Raw genomic sequence first — 14,507 nt, 5'->3', positions numbered from 1 at the left:
ACTTTATCGGTCTATTCCTCGGGAAGTTAGGGGTGTCTCTGTGATTACCCTATTTAGATCAGCCCTCTGAAAAATGCTTCTTTCACCAGTCCTGCGGTGGTTTTTATATTCAATTTCTGATTTAAACTATGACGGTGGGACTCGACCGTGCGTACGCTCAGAAAGAGGCGCTCGGCGATTTCCTGGTTGGAATACTCGTTGGCAATGAGTTCCAGGATCTCTAATTCCCGATTGGTGAGTTTGACAGGAGCTGGTGTTTTTTTGCCTTGAATGGTTTGCTCAAGAATGCTTTGCTGAATCTTCTTGTCTATATACTGTTTCCCTGACTTGACAGTATGGATAGCTTCAAGCAGACTTTGCTTATCCGTACTTTTGAGTAGATATCCCCGCGCCCCCTTTTTTATCATCTTTCTGATATAGGAAATATCATCATGATTGGTGAGTGCTATAATGGCCATATTCGGACAGCGCGTCAAAATATCACCGCATAGGTCTATACCGTTGGAATCTGGCAATTCAATGTCCAGTAAAAGTACTTCGGGAACTGAAGTCACCAGATATTGCAGGAGCTCGTCGCCACGCTGGGCAGTAAACAGAATGTTAATGTCCCTTTCCTGTTGAAGGAGTGTTGTCAGGCCATTGATGATCAATGGGTGATCGTCGGTTATTGCAATTGTCGTCATCGTTGTTCTCGTATTTAAGTATCTTTTAGTGCTTGCGGTATAGCAAAGAAAGCTTGGTTCAAGCTGCCCCTGCAGCTGCATATCCAGCACGTCCGGAGGCAAAGTGCCGGGCAGCGCTTAAAATATCAGTTCCTTTATCGTCGGGAGATAGCTGCGGCCGACATTTAGCTCGACATTATTGGGCAACGTGATAAAGAGCTTGCTGATATCCTTGTAACAGCCATCGATATAGTCAAGATTGATGACATACGACCGGTGTATGCGGATAAACTGATGGGGGTCCAGACGGCTGATAAGTTTCCCTATACCGTAATTGCTGAGAAATGTTTCGCCAGACACCGTATGCACCCAGCAGTAATCTTTGTCCGCTTTTAGATAGGCAATTTCCGCAATGGGAATCTTTGTCAGTCGGTTTCCCTTTTCCAGTAAAATATGGCGGGGATAGGAATGGGCTTTGCAATGGACTTCGCTGCTTATTTCCCGCTGTCCTGCCAGCTTCTGAAGGGTGATCTGTAACCGCTGCAAAGTGAAAGGCTTGGGAAGATAATCCACGACATCATATTCAAAAGCTCTTGCTGCATGGGACGTGCAGCAAGAGGTCAATATAATCGAAGGGCTGCATTCCAGGCGGTCAAGGATCTCAAAACCATTGAGTCCCGGAAGCTGCACGTCCAGAAACACAGCATCCGGCTGGAGTGAGTTGATATACCGGAGCGCTTCTACACCATTACAGCACTCGAGGAAGCCAGCAGGGTAATCACTTCGCTTAATATAGTCGATAAGCTGCTGGCGCAAAGAGCTGTCTGAATCTACGATAATCAAAGTCTGTTTTTTCATGATAAATAGTATTCGTTCCTATGTGTTCCCGCTGTTTATTCGTGCACTAAATTTGATTGTTTTCCAGGCTTCATGGTTCTTCAAAATTAACGATATAGGGCAGCGATCCGAACTGACATATGTCAGAAAAAACGTCTGCTTGCTACAGGTATCGACAGCGATCGGGACCGACTGGCGCATTTTGTTATTTTAATTTGAAAGCCATGCCTACATTCAGTACGCCCAGTCCATATCCGACTTCAGCAAATGCGCCTACCTTGGTGTTGAACCAGTATTTTGAACCGATATGCAATGCCCAGAAAAATCCACCTGATGAAGCTGAAACGGGGACCTCATCGGCACCATCCCATTTAACGGAAGCAATGTTGTATCCTAACATCAATCCGGCATAGGGATCAAACTTCGAATGTACTTTGAGATGGTACGAACTTCTGCCGGCCAGCAGGATATGACTGTATTTCCAGTTCCCATAATCGCCAAGGGATTCTTTTTTGGCTGAATACCCGCCATAGACGCCCACACTGATCTGCTCATGGACAGCGTGCTCATAGCTTACGCCAATGGGGATGCCTAGGCTGCCGCCGATGCCGACACTGAGATTAATGGTATTGTCCCCTTGTTGGAAGGATTGGGCAGAAGAGTCTGCTGCATAGCATAGACTTGCCATAAATAGGATGTTTTTAAATTTAATCATGTGGTCTTCAGTATTTATGCAAACAAAAGTAGACAAGACCCGGGAGCTAATTATCCGTGCTAGTACGGAATCGCTTAATTAGGTACCAGCGGCCTGATGACGGCCGAACGCCTGCATGCGCAGTTGATTCCGTATGATTACTTATATTTTTTTTCCGGAACTACTACGCTGGTGCCGTAAAGCGGACGGTCGTAATTTTGCTTTGATTTAAACTCGAAGAGATATTATTCTAATGAAAATGTACGTATTAGCAGGCCTCTGTTCATCACATATCGCCTGGGCGAAGGATAACGGGACCCAATGACAAAGGTGTGGTCTTTTACCTCCATCCGGACAATCCGAATGAATTTGGCGGAGAAGGAGCGGCACGCAACTTGGTCTGGAGACTGAAGGGACAGCGCCCGCTACCACTATCGGGGCACTATGGCGGAATGGTGACAGCTGACCGGTTTCCGGGGGTAGACCTCGAAACAAAAGAAGTCGTATATCGCGTTGTGCCGCAAGGTCCGCTGATCGATGGCGCTGTGGGAGAGTCGATCACGCGTAAGGCTGCGGATGGACATCAATTTGATAACTGTTTTATGTTGGAGTATACTAAATAATGGAATGATGAAATTATTAAATCTAATTTTTTTGTGTTTATTCATCGTTGTTTCCTGTTCGCCCGATAAGGATCTACAGGTCATTGACCCGGGCGATGACGACGATAGTAAAATAATCATTGGAAGTTCACGCGAGCAGCCGGGGCTGGGAAAAAGTACAGCGTATCCCAATGGGCGTGTTCTGCAGCTGCCCGAAGGAATCCGCATTGTGAAAAGAGAGCACCACAAGTTTGATCCGAGTATAGATAAGCTGTACGCGCATGCCAATTTTTTCTATGTTGATGTTAATCTCGTGAATGACCGCATGCCGGGTACGCCGCCCGTGACGGTGGAATTTCCTCCGGGCCTTTTGGTCGTGAGCATGGACCATGATAAACAGAACGGGCTGAGTATCGGTCGGTACCTGGTGCCTGTTCCGCCCACCCAGAGAGTGGGCGGCGGCAGGGATACGACAACGATTTACATCGGCATGGCCTGTGTCAATGAATCTCGCTCCATGCCCTGGTATGATAATCAGGGGGACGAAATGAGGTATCCCATCTCCCGCAATAATTTTGAAGACTTTTTAGTCACCACAGACAGGAATCTATTGCAGTTTATCGATATCCTAAAGGACTATCCCAAGCTGAAGGTAACAAAGCATTGGGATCCGGTAGAAGCGCACGAGCCTGATTATGTAACGCCGGACTGGATGAAAATTCACGATAAAATCCAGGGGCTGATCTGGCAGATTACGGATGGGCATGGGATCAGCAAAGCGGAGATCGACACCTTAAAAAAGGAGCTTGCGAAGCTATAACGACGGGTGCGCATGGGAAGATGCCTTATTGCGATAGGCACCTATTGTTTTTTTTGTTATTTTAGAGCTGGAACAATTTATCCCTAAATAGCTATCTATATGGTCCCCGAGGCTCTTTTTAAACAGGTCTGTACGTTTGCAGGTGAACAGGGTATCTTTTTTACGCCGGAAGAATTCCTTATCATCCGCGAACACACGGTACATGCTGTTCTGCCCGCCCATACGGTTTTGATGGAACAGGGGAAAAGAGTGGATACCTTGTACTTTTTAAACCGGGGAATAGCCAGATTGTACCGTGTGCATAATGAAGTTGATCATACCTTAGGTATCGTATCGACCAATTACTTTCTGTCGACTCCGCTCTTTATACAGAGTGAAGATCCGTCGACCTGCTCTTTGGAGTCGCTAAGCGAAATCGACGTGCTGATATGGGATAAAGCGAGCGTCCTGTTCCTTAAAAACACGATCCCCAAAATGCAGGAAATGGAATTGGCGATCATGGTCAAATTGTTGAATTGGCTGCAGGAAAATCAGATCAATGCGATCTGCATGACTGCTGAGGAGCGCTATATTCATCTGATGGACACCCAGCCCTTGGTTATTCAGCAGGTAGCGCTTAAATACATCGCATCACTGCTTGGTATCCATCAGGATAGCCTCAGCAGGATCCGGAAAAATATCAGTCAAAAGCCCGGTATGGCCGCGGGTAGGCGATAGCGTCGTCATTAATTGAGGCGGCCAACGACGCTGTCAGCAGATCTACCGCTATTGATTTCAATAAAAATAGAGGTCCCTTTCGCTGAGGACCGGATATCCATGTTTCCCTGGAGCTTTTCGACACGGGCTTTTAAGCTATCTAACCCTATACCCCCGGACGATACATGTGCGGTGTCAAATCCTCTGCCATCATCCTCAATGGTAATCAGTAATTGTTCATGGCAGGCCATCACCTGGATGATGCCCGCTGTGGCATCCGCATGTTTGAGCATATTAGTCACGCATTCCTGGATAATCCGGTATATGGACAGCTGTGCACTTTTGTCTAATGTTGGAAGCTCACCGCTCATATAGCAGTGCAGTGGGAATCCGGAAGCGTTTATTCGCTGGCAAAAGGACTGTATGGCCTGACTAAAACCCTCTTTAAGAATGATTTCCGGTGCAAGGTTGTGGGAAATACTACGGATTTCGCCTATGGCGATATCAATCAGACTGCTGACGTCTCGCAGCATTCCTGAATACGGGATGTTCTCCAGTGCATTGATATGGAGTTTTGCGGCAGATAGGATGCTGGCTACGCCATCATGCAGTTCCTTGGCTGTGCGTGCTTTTTCTTTTTCTTCTCCTGCCAGTTGTGCTTCAATAAGTTTTATCCGTATCCTCGACCGCTGTATTTTTTGTTTTTGTATATGGAGCAGCCAGAGCGTCACGAGTGTGATGATAAGAATAGTGATGCAGAGGATAAAGATGATATGCCACTTGTTCTTCTTGTCCAGGAGCATGGATTGTTCCAGTATTTTGAGGTCGCGCTTTGTAATATTGTTTCTCGCTTCTGCTGTTTGATACCGGATTTCCAGTTCCTCTATATTTCTCTTTGCTTCCTGGATACTTAGGGAATCTTTAAGCTGTGTCTGCATTCGGTAAAGTTCAAGCGCATGCTTATAGTTTCCGAGGCCTTCATTGATAGCTGCACCGGCCTGAAGCAGCTCGATCAGCTGCGGTGCCGCGAGCTGCGTCTTCGACAGTTTGAGTGCTTTTTTGAAATATTGTCCCGCTTGGTTCAGATCACCTTTTTCGCTGAATACTTTTGAGATACCCCAAAGGGTATATACTTCGTGGCCAAGCAGGGATTTTGGCCGTAGGGCCAATGCACGCTGAAAGGTCTGCAATGATAGCGTATAGCGTTTTTGCATCCGATAGACATCACCAAGATTATTGAGCGCCTTGATCTGCATCTGTGCGTCATTGTTCGATCGGCCTATGGCAAGGTATTGGTGGCCATGACGGATGGCTTCGGAGAATCTGCCCATAATGGCTTCGGCGACCATGATGTTGACCAGGCTATTTCCTATGGCGACAGTATCGCGCTGCAGTCTGGCAATTTCGAAGGACTGCCGGGCATAACGCAGACCTTTTTCCGGGTCGTTCAGATCCATGGAGAGTGAGCTCAGATTATTAAGATATTTTCTTCTATCCGACGAATCTTTGGCTGTTGGTCGGGGGAGTGTAGCGGCAATGTCCAACGCCTTAATAAGCTGTTCGGAAGCATCTTTCAGTCGTCCTAAGGCTTGGTGCTGTAACGCGATTAAATTGTAGGCCGCTGCCATTCTAGGCAGATCCTGCAGCTGCTGGCTGATTTCCAGAGCCATTCGCGCAAAGATCATGGCCTCACTGAAGCGCGTCTGGTTATAGAGAAACACTCCATAGTTCCCTGCGTAAAGTAGGCGCCCATGGCTGTTGGCCAGTTTCTCGGCAAGCTTCCCAGCATGTTTGAAATAGTATTCTGCAGAGTCAGGAGACCCTTTGCTGTCGTGCTCCTTAGCCCTGTTGATCAACGCCGCAATCTGCGTGCTGTCCTGATCTTGCGGAAGAGGCGGTTCAGCGCAGCTTATTGTTAACTTGTCCGGGATGGTAAGACACAGACAGGATGGACTGCAGAGTAGCATGCCTGCGGTCAAAAGACAAACAATAAACAAATAAAATATTCTGGACATTCCATACGGATATTAAAAAATCAAACCTTATGCGATTAAAAATAAGTTTACATCACACTTTTTACCTTCAGTTTCGCCAAACGGCTCTATCAGCCGATGAAATGCATATATAGACGATAAAGGTGTGCCGGATCTTGCGGTTGCGTACTAACCCTGAAATCTCCTTATCCCGATCATTACGCTGTTATGCAATTGGCTTGCCGTGTAATTTTGTGTCATATGTCCCGGGAAGCTGCTGATTGGACCGCACACCTAGGCAAGTTGTAAACCAAAAATAGAATAGAAGCATGAGAAAAATTTTGTTGATTCTGATCGCTGGCATATTTGTTCTGTCCTGCAAACGTGATGATAGCGCAGGAGAAGAACCCGATAAGGAAAAGCTGGCATTTCCTTTTATGAACGTGGGAAACCAGTGGAATTATACAATGTTGACAGCGGAGGGAAATACCGAGGTTAGCTATAAGATCGTCGATAAATCCAAGGAGGGGTACTTTAAGGTACTGCTTGGTTTTGTCGGGTCGGAGTTTCCGCCGGTGGAGCACTATTGGCATGCTGACCAAAAGCACTTTGCTATGTCAACAGACTGGCCGGAAAGCACTGAGAAATTTACGTTGTTGAAGCGTGACTGTAAAGTGGGAGATCACTGGCAGTATTTTATTCCTGCGCCTCTGGATCCCAAAAGTGATGACCTCTGGGGCGAAATAACGTACAAGGTGCTGGAGGCTAATAGTAAAGTGTCGGCGATGGGGCAGGTATTTAACGATGTGTACAAGATAAGACATACAGCATCTTCGTACCCCCAGTATTTTGCGGACTATTATATTAGCCTGTCTTCTGGAATGATCAAGCTGGAGGGGATGGGCTACGTGCGGATTGAAGACGATGAGGGCGACCGGGTCGAGTACTTTCCTTTGGAGTGGCGGCTGAAATCAAAGAATTTTTAGCCTTTGTATGGTGTAGACCGGGAAAGGGGCGGAATACTTTCGAAACAAATAGCTATCTTTAAGTAACTAATAAAAAAATGAATTGGTTATGAAGGAGTTATGCTTTTTTATAGTACTTGTTCTTGCTTTGGGAAGTCATTCGTCGGCACAGGACAAATTTGATCCGGTGAGCTGGAAAGCGCCCTACAGCCTTAGCCTGGACGGCTGGGGAATAGAGCGTTTCCCAATACCCATAGATTTTGCACCGGAAATCTCCTATAAAGGTGTGGAGGACGTGCGCTTTACTACCGGATGGAGCAATCCGCAAAGCGATGAGTATTGGTCCTATGCGTTTCTTTGGTACGTGGAGGGCGTTCAGAAGCCCGATGCCAAGACAATCGAAAAGCATCTGTCCATGTATTTTGATGGACTCTTAAATCGCAATATCGAAAAGCGCGCGCTTCCTAAAGAACTGATCAAAAAGACCAGGACCGAACTCAGAAAACAGCCCAAACCTGAGGGCAGCGATGAGGCGACCTATACGGGTACAGTGGAAATGGTGGATTATATGGGTAAAAAGCCGATGACGCTTCAGGCTACTTTACACCTAAGAAAGCCCGGTACGGATCATACGATTATCTTCCATCAGTTTTCTCCGCAGAAGAGAACGGCTCCTGTCTGGGGAAAGTTAAATGGTCTGTGGAATACTTTTGTTCCTATAGTCGATCAATAGTGGCCCTTTGAAGCGACTTCTGCTAATCAAGGTGGTATGTTGCGATACTAGTGGATGCTCAAGTGCTTAACAGGTTGGTTAACTGGCACTAATACAAAAATCCGAATAGCCACAACGGGATTTTATTGCCGAAGCCCGTCTCTATACCATCTGCCGCAATGAGGTAGTTGCCGGTGTCGCGGACCTGTTTGGTGCCTTTGTTTTTGCCTCCGACTTCAATATGGATATTGTTGACTAAAAAATCGCCGGTCTGTGGCTCGGATACGTCCAGTCCCGCATTGATGAATTGATTCAGCAAAAAGGTCTCCCTTAGATTTCCCTGATTGGGCTCCGGATGCAGGGCGTACGAAAGGTTTGTGTTTTCTAAGAATATTTTGTCTGGTTTTTGTAACCGGGATACACCTTTGCCCGAAACAGACAGGACGTTCAGAAGTCTTGCGTCGCTAAGTTGGTATATAAATTCCAGAATGCGGTCCCGGGAAATGTCCATTTTTGCTGCCAGAGCAGAAATATTGGGTTTGAACGGAGCGGATTCTGCAATGACAGCTAATAATTTTTTTACTTTTACCGCTGTCCCCGCATTGTATGAGGCCGTATAGGCCAGATCAGTGTCTACTACGGCGTCGATCACCTGTTCGAGTTTAGGAAGATACTCCTGTTCTCCTTCGGTAAATATCGGAAGATAGCCCAGCTGTAGATATTTTGCGAATGCAGGTAAGGGACGCATCTTTGACGTGATGTCCAGAGCAATCTCACGGTGGCTTGCCTGTATATCCTCAAATGATAGGGCCGGAAACGAGGCTGTACCGGAAAACAGGAGATATTCACGCAGAGACAGCCCTGCCAATGCATAACTGACCACTCTTCTGCTGAGATCTGCCTGGCCACGGTAGATGTCGAGTGCCGAGGAGGCAGAAAATATAACACGGAGCTGGGGGATGCCATCATAGATGTTTTTGAGCTCCCTGGACCAGTTTGGGTATTTGTGCACTTCATCAATGACGAGCAGCTCTCCACCTTGCTTAAACCATTCCATCGCCGTGTCTAGCAAACTGTGGTTATAGAACCAGGTATGGTCTGCAGTCACATACAGACTTTTCTCCTTTAAAGTCCCGATGTCATATTTTATATGTTGCAATAAGAGGGTTGTCTTTCCCGCTCCACGTGGACCTTTGATGCCTATCATACGCTGGTTCCAGTTTATCTGTTCGTGAAGATATCGCCGGAAATCATTGTTGACACTTTGTAAAAGAATGTCCTGAAAATGAATTAAAGTTTCCATATCGCTTTGCTAGATTACAAATATACTACAAATTACAGTTTTTAAACTACAATAAGTAGTTTATTTTGTTGTTTCAAAACTGCAATTTCTGATATATTTTGTCGAATCAAAATGGCAATTTGTATTATTGGTCCGGAAAATTGGCCTTTGGAGCTGGTTTTACTATCGGATTGTCATAATTAGAACAATAGTTCTAATTTTAATAAAGAAAGTGTACATTTACTTCTGAAGTCTGCCGCCTGCACCAAGGCTGAACGGACATTTAAAATCTTTTACTATGGCAGAAGTATATCACTTAAATTGTGTCAGGATCGTCACTCCTTTTCGTGAGAATGTGAGCGGACACTGCCTGCTGATCAGAGAGGATAAGCAGATGGCGCTGATCGATACAGGCATCGGATTGTTGGATACGCGTTATCCGGAGGAAAGGATAGGGCGCGAACTGGTGAACATGGTCGGTTACCGCTTTGATGAAAAGACCACGGCCATTGAGCAGATCAAAGCCCTGGGCCTGGATCCGGAAGATGTCCGCGACTGCGTCATCTCGCATCTGGATAATGACCATATCGGGGGGCTGGCGGATTTCCCCCAGGCTACCGTGCATGTCGGAACGGAAGAGTACGCCAATTTCCGGTCGGGCAACCCCAGATATTTGACAACCCCATTGCAGCACAATCCGCCGGTCAGGACATATGCCAGCTCAGCTGATCGCTGGTTTGGCCTGGAAGCACGCAAGGTGCATACTGCGCTGGATACGGAAATCTTGTTGATCCCGTTGTTTGGACATACCCACGGCCACTGTGGTGTGGCTGTAAAGCTCGACGACCGCTGGATGTTGTATGTGGCCGACGCCTACTATCTGCGTGATGAACTATACGATCCCGGACATCCTGTCCATCAGCTGGCCGAAGCCAGAGCCGACGACAATATGATGCGGATCGCTACCGTGGAGCGGATCCGTGAGCTGATCGCTTCGCAGCCACAGATCAGTGTTTTCGGCTATCACGATATCGACGAATTTGCCGGATACGCCGCGGCGGACTAAACTTCATAGGACGGCCCCGCCTTATCGCACAAGCCCCTTCGTCGCAAAGGGATGTCAGCACTTTGGACTTTACTTTGCAGGTGCGCGTGATCGCTGAATAAACTCTTTTGGCGTCTGGTTAAAGGCTTTGATAAACGCCTTGGTGAAATAGGAGGCTGAGGTAAAGCCGACCAGAAAGGCGACTTCGTTGATGCGATAATCGGATTCCAGCAATAGGGTGCAGGCACGTTTTAGCCGGTAATTCCGCACATAGTCACCCGGAGATGTACCGGCGATCGCCTTTAATTTTCGCTGGAAGTTGGAACGGCTGATCTTAAATATATCGACCAGCGATTCGACATTGAACTGCTCGTCCGAAAGGTGTTTCTCGATTTCGGCATTGAGCTGCGTGAGGAAGGCTTCATCACGGGCATTTGTTGCCAGAGACGAATAGGGTGACAAGGGCGAAGCATGGAAATTCTCCAGCAGATGCTTCCGGTTTTGCAGCAGGCTGCTGATCTGGGCCTTTAAAAAAGCCACCGAAAAAGGTTTTTCCATAAATACGTCTGCCCCCGACAGCAGCCCCTCTACTTTGGTCGCATTCTGTATTTTGGCGGAAAGCAGAATGACGGGGATATGGGAATAGTTGATGTCATTTTTCAGACGCTTGGCAAAGGTGATCCCGTCCATCTCCGGCATCATGATGTCGGAGATCACCAAGCTGTAAACACAGCTGTCCAGCATCTGCAAGGCCTGGCCGGCGCTGTCGGCAATATCGATATGATAGGCGGGAGCCAGTGCATGGCTGATAAAGGCCGTGATGTCGGGATTGTCGTCGACGATGAGAATCTGCGTCTGGTGGGGCTCATTGCTGTCCAAGGAAAGCTGCTCCGCCTTTTGTGGTACTGTTTCCGATGCGGGAGCCGGCATGTCCCGGAGACTGAAAATAAACCTGCTACCCCTGGGCTGCTCGTCTTCGATTTTTATCTCGGCGCCCAGCCGGTTGGTCAGGTGCTTGACCAGCGACAACCCGATGCCCGTGCCGCCGCGGTCCTGATTGGAACTGAGCTGATAGAAGGGATCGAATACCAGCTTTTTAAATTCGTCGGGTATTCCCGGCCCATCGTCTGAAACGCTAATGGTAAAGGTACCGTCCGGCTGTCTGTCCAGACGTACCCGGATGTAGGACCGGGCAAACTTGCTGGCATTGGTGAGCAGATTGCTCAGGATCTTGATCAGGGCGTCCAGATCGGTCTCGACAACCAGTGCCTGATCCCGGGGGATAGACAGGTCAAACCGGACTTTGTTGCGGTGGACTGATTTTCTGAACCTGTCGTAGAGATCTTCCAGTAAGTTCCCCAGATCGACGGGCTCGGGATGCAGCGACTGTTCGTTTTCATCCATTTTACGGAAGTCCAGCAGCTGATTGATCAGCACGGTCAGCCGCTCACAGTTTTTTTCTATGATTCGGAGGTTGTGCATGGTTTCCTGATCGCTATTTTCCTGCTGGATGATCTCTTCTAAAGGGGCGGTGATCAGGCTCAGGGGCGTCCGGATCTCATGGGCGATATTGGTGAAAAAATCTATTTTGGACCGGAAGGATTTTTGTTCCTGCTCCGACTGGAAGGCCAGCAGATGGCGAGCCTGCTTGCGCTTGTTGGCCCGGATGTAATAGCGCAGGCACACATAGCATAAGGCCAGCATCAACAGCACATAGGCGACCTTGGCCGGAAGGGAAAGCCACAGCGGCGGCAATATTTCGATCTGCACGGCTGCACCCGTCTCGTTCCACAGGCCATCATTATTGGACGCTTTTACATGGAAGACATAGGTGCCGGGCGATAGATTGACATAGCTGACACTTTTTGTATTGCCGGCCATGGTCCATTCTTCGTCGGCTCCCTCGAGTTTATAGGCATACTGATTTTTGCTGGGCGAGGCAAAGCTCAGACTCACAAAGGAGATCGTGAAGGACGAAAACCGGTGGGTCAGGACGATCTTTTCGCTGCGGTGCAACTGTACCTGGATGTCCTGCTCTACCTGCGGATCGCGATTGTTCAATAGCTGGATCTGGGTGATGAACACCGAGGGGCGGACCTGATTTTTTACCGTGCTGATTTCATCGGGATAGAAGCTGGTAAATCCATTGATCCCACCAAAGTAAAATCGCCCGTCTCGGCCTTTGAAGGAGGCCTTGAAGTTAAACTGGTTGGTCGAAAACCCGTTTTCGGTGGTATAGAGCCTGTAATTTTTAGGGTCGTCGGGGTGAAAACAGATAATGCCTTTGTTGCTGCTCAGCCAGAGGTTGCCCTGTGGATGCCGAAAGCGAATTTCTGATGCCCGGCTTCTGGTATCATAAAAATATGCGTTCGCCGCAGGAGGCGCCTTCATTTAAGACCAGTGACAGCTGGCAGGTACGGGAGGACCGCCTGAGTACACCATTGACCGGTATATTCAATGCACCGTCCAATACATACTATACGGTTATCCGGCTGGACAAAATCAACCGGGATGCGCTGACCACACACCAGAGCGGTGAAGTTATCCTAAGTGGGAAGACGGATCTCGGATTTACGGGCTTTAAAAACGAAGGCGGCGCTCCGGCGCTGGTCTTTGGCTTCCCTTATCATGAAGCTCCTAAGACGTATCTCCGAAAATTGACGCTGGCTCCGGAGGTTGTCACCTTTGAAAAACTGGAAAAGGGGGAGACACGCCAGCTGTCCTGGGAGATCAGCGAAGGACAGGCCTCCAGTTACGGTGATTTTGTATCCAAAGTATGGACCTATTCCTTCGACAGGCAAAAACCGGCGGCACTTACACCGGATTATACACCGGCACAGGCGAAGGACATTCTGGCAAACTTCTTTAAGGAAAGTTATGTAGATAACCAGCCATTAAAATACTATTCAGGTGTACACATGCGCACGGCCGACTGCAAGAGCACGGGCTCTGCAGAAGTCGGCTTTGTAGGACGGGTATTGCTCAACGCCTACAACGCACTGGAGTATGGCGAAGCGCAGGAGCAAGCGGAGCTGGTTGCCCATGCGAAGGCAATCTTTGACAGCTATCTCCAGCATGGATTTACCAAAAATGGATTTTTTCGTGAGTTTGTGGACTTTACCCACGGCAACGAGACCCAGGAATACAGTATCCGCAGACAGTCGGAAGGCATCTTTGCGGTGCTGAATTATCTCTGTTACGAAAAGAAAAAGGGCCGGAAGCATCCTGAATGGGAGCAGCGTATTAAACGGCTGTTGACCAACTTTGCTGCCCTGCAGCAGGCGGACGGCAGCTTCCCGCGCAAATTTGATGATCAGCTTCAGGTAAAAGACGGCAGTGGCGGCAGTACACCGTCGGCAACCGTGCCTCTGGTCATGGCTTCTGTGTATTTCAAACAAAAAGAATATCTGCGGCAGGCCCAGCTATCTGCGGCCTATCTCGAGCGGGAGATTATCTCCAGGTCGGATTACTTCTCGTCGACCCTGGATGCCAATTGCGAAGATAAAGAGGCTTCCTTGTATGCCTCCACGGCGATTTATTACCTGGCCCAGGTCAGTAAGGGAAAGGAGCGGCAGCACTATGTAGAGCAGTGTAAGAAAGCGGCCTATTTTTGTCTGACCTGGTATTATACCTGGGATGTGCCCTTTGCCACCGGACAGATGTTGGGCGATGTGGGCTTTAAATCCCGCGGCTGGGGAAATGTATCTGTGGAAAACAACCACGTCGATGTGTTTATTTTTGAATTTGCGGCTGTGCTGGACTGGCTCGCCGGTGAAACCAAAGAACAGCGGCTGGCGGCTTTTTCAAATGTCATCAAGAGTTCGATGTTACAGTTGATGCCGGTGAAAGGCCGTCTTTTCGATATAGCCAAAGTGGGCTATTATCCGGAGGTTGTCCAGCATACCAATTGGGATTATGGAAAAAATGGAAAAGGGTTTTACAACGATATCTTCGCCCCGGGATGGACGGTTGCTTCCCTTTGGGAGTTGCTGAGCCCCTCCAGAACAGCAGATTTTCTGGAAACAGCAGGCAAATAATTGTAGGTGTTTATTGGAGCCACATCGTGAGATGTGGCTTTTATACTTTCAGGGGTGAATATATTTTCAGGGGCGAACGACCTATTTGAGGGGTGAACTGCAAAAAACGCCCAGTGAACGACCTGTTCGATGAGCGAAATGCAAAAAGGCCTTGTGAATACTGCAAGGGATGGCATAGACGT

The 14,507-nt window shown here is 48.1% G+C and carries 13 protein-coding genes; 7 read left to right on the top strand and 6 right to left on the bottom strand.

From position 1 onward, the window contains the following. Positions 1 to 53 precede the first annotated feature (53 nt). The 3 genes from FGL37_RS06425 to FGL37_RS06415 form a co-directional block, all read right to left on the bottom strand. Positions 54 to 683, bottom strand: a complete 630-nt coding sequence (locus FGL37_RS06425) for a response regulator (protein ID WP_028069274.1) — start codon at positions 681 to 683, stop codon at positions 54 to 56. A gap of 117 nt (positions 684 to 800) precedes the next feature. Beyond that, positions 801 to 1,520 (bottom strand): LytR/AlgR family response regulator transcription factor, encoded by a 720-nt coding sequence (locus FGL37_RS06420; protein ID WP_028069273.1) that lies wholly within the window; start codon positions 1,518 to 1,520, stop codon positions 801 to 803. Positions 1,521 to 1,704: 184 nt separating this feature from the next. Further along, positions 1,705 to 2,187 carry a hypothetical protein gene (locus FGL37_RS06415; RefSeq protein WP_138096710.1) on the bottom strand — a complete coding sequence of 161 codons (483 nt, stop codon included), beginning with the start codon at positions 2,185 to 2,187 and terminating at the stop codon, positions 1,705 to 1,707. A 338-nt stretch (positions 2,188 to 2,525) separates the two neighbouring features. Here FGL37_RS06415 and FGL37_RS06410 point away from each other — a divergent pair, with 338 nt between their 5' ends. The 3 genes from FGL37_RS06410 to FGL37_RS06400 all read left to right on the top strand — a co-directional run bounded on the left by FGL37_RS06410 (position 2,526) and on the right by FGL37_RS06400 (position 4,332). After that, the gene (locus tag FGL37_RS06410) at positions 2,526 to 2,816 is read left to right on the top strand and encodes a hypothetical protein (RefSeq protein WP_028069270.1); all 291 of its coding nucleotides are present in this window, start codon (positions 2,526 to 2,528) and stop codon (positions 2,814 to 2,816) included. 4 nt (positions 2,817 to 2,820) lie between these two features. Further along, positions 2,821 to 3,615, top strand: a complete 795-nt coding sequence (locus FGL37_RS06405; RefSeq protein ID WP_028069269.1) for a hypothetical protein — start codon at positions 2,821 to 2,823, stop codon at positions 3,613 to 3,615. A 99-nt stretch (positions 3,616 to 3,714) separates the two neighbouring features. Further along, the gene (locus FGL37_RS06400) at positions 3,715 to 4,332 is read left to right on the top strand and encodes a Crp/Fnr family transcriptional regulator (RefSeq protein ID WP_028069268.1); all 618 of its coding nucleotides are present in this window, start codon (positions 3,715 to 3,717) and stop codon (positions 4,330 to 4,332) included. An 8-nt stretch (positions 4,333 to 4,340) separates the two neighbouring features. Here the strand turns inward: FGL37_RS06400 and FGL37_RS06395 are convergent, their stop codons facing one another. Next, positions 4,341 to 6,326, bottom strand: coding sequence for an ATP-binding protein (locus FGL37_RS06395; protein ID WP_081817822.1), 1,986 nt, complete (start codon positions 6,324 to 6,326; stop codon positions 4,341 to 4,343). Between the two features lie 287 nt (positions 6,327 to 6,613). Here FGL37_RS06395 and FGL37_RS06390 point away from each other — a divergent pair, with 287 nt between their 5' ends. Together FGL37_RS06390 and FGL37_RS06385 are read left to right on the top strand one after the other, a co-directional pair. Continuing rightward, positions 6,614 to 7,270: a hypothetical protein gene (locus FGL37_RS06390; RefSeq protein WP_028069266.1), complete on the top strand. Its 657-nt coding sequence runs from the start codon at positions 6,614 to 6,616 to the stop codon at positions 7,268 to 7,270. Positions 7,271 to 7,358: 88 nt separating this feature from the next. Further along, entirely contained in the window at positions 7,359 to 7,982 is a 624-nt protein-coding gene (locus FGL37_RS06385; RefSeq protein WP_028069265.1) for a hypothetical protein, read from the top strand. 88 nt (positions 7,983 to 8,070) lie between these two features. Here the strand turns inward: FGL37_RS06385 and FGL37_RS06380 are convergent, their stop codons facing one another. Continuing rightward, positions 8,071 to 9,264 carry an ATP-binding protein gene (locus tag FGL37_RS06380; RefSeq protein WP_028069264.1) on the bottom strand — a complete coding sequence of 398 codons (1,194 nt, stop codon included), beginning with the start codon at positions 9,262 to 9,264 and terminating at the stop codon, positions 8,071 to 8,073. A gap of 277 nt (positions 9,265 to 9,541) precedes the next feature. Here FGL37_RS06380 and FGL37_RS06375 point away from each other — a divergent pair, with 277 nt between their 5' ends. Next, complete coding sequence (locus FGL37_RS06375; protein ID WP_028069263.1) at positions 9,542 to 10,309, top strand: MBL fold metallo-hydrolase; 768 nt, start codon at positions 9,542 to 9,544, stop codon at positions 10,307 to 10,309. A 69-nt stretch (positions 10,310 to 10,378) separates the two neighbouring features. Here FGL37_RS06375 and FGL37_RS06370 read toward each other — a convergent pair whose 3' ends face one another. Further along, positions 10,379 to 12,679 (bottom strand): hybrid sensor histidine kinase/response regulator transcription factor, encoded by a 2,301-nt coding sequence (locus FGL37_RS06370; protein WP_081817821.1) that lies wholly within the window; start codon positions 12,677 to 12,679, stop codon positions 10,379 to 10,381. On the opposite strand from FGL37_RS06370, the gene FGL37_RS06365 reads away from it, so the two are divergent. Further along, positions 12,652 to 14,325, top strand: coding sequence for a hypothetical protein (locus FGL37_RS06365; protein ID WP_197734453.1), 1,674 nt, complete (start codon positions 12,652 to 12,654; stop codon positions 14,323 to 14,325). The genes FGL37_RS06370 and FGL37_RS06365 overlap by 28 nt on opposite strands. The last annotated feature ends 182 nt before the right edge of the window (positions 14,326 to 14,507 follow it).

Origin of the sequence: Sphingobacterium thalpophilum (assembly GCF_901482695.1) — a bacterium.
Lineage (GTDB): Bacteria > Bacteroidota > Bacteroidia > Sphingobacteriales > Sphingobacteriaceae > Sphingobacterium > Sphingobacterium thalpophilum.
Note: the sequence above shows the minus strand (reverse complement) of the source record. Positions and strands in the feature narration are given on the sequence as shown.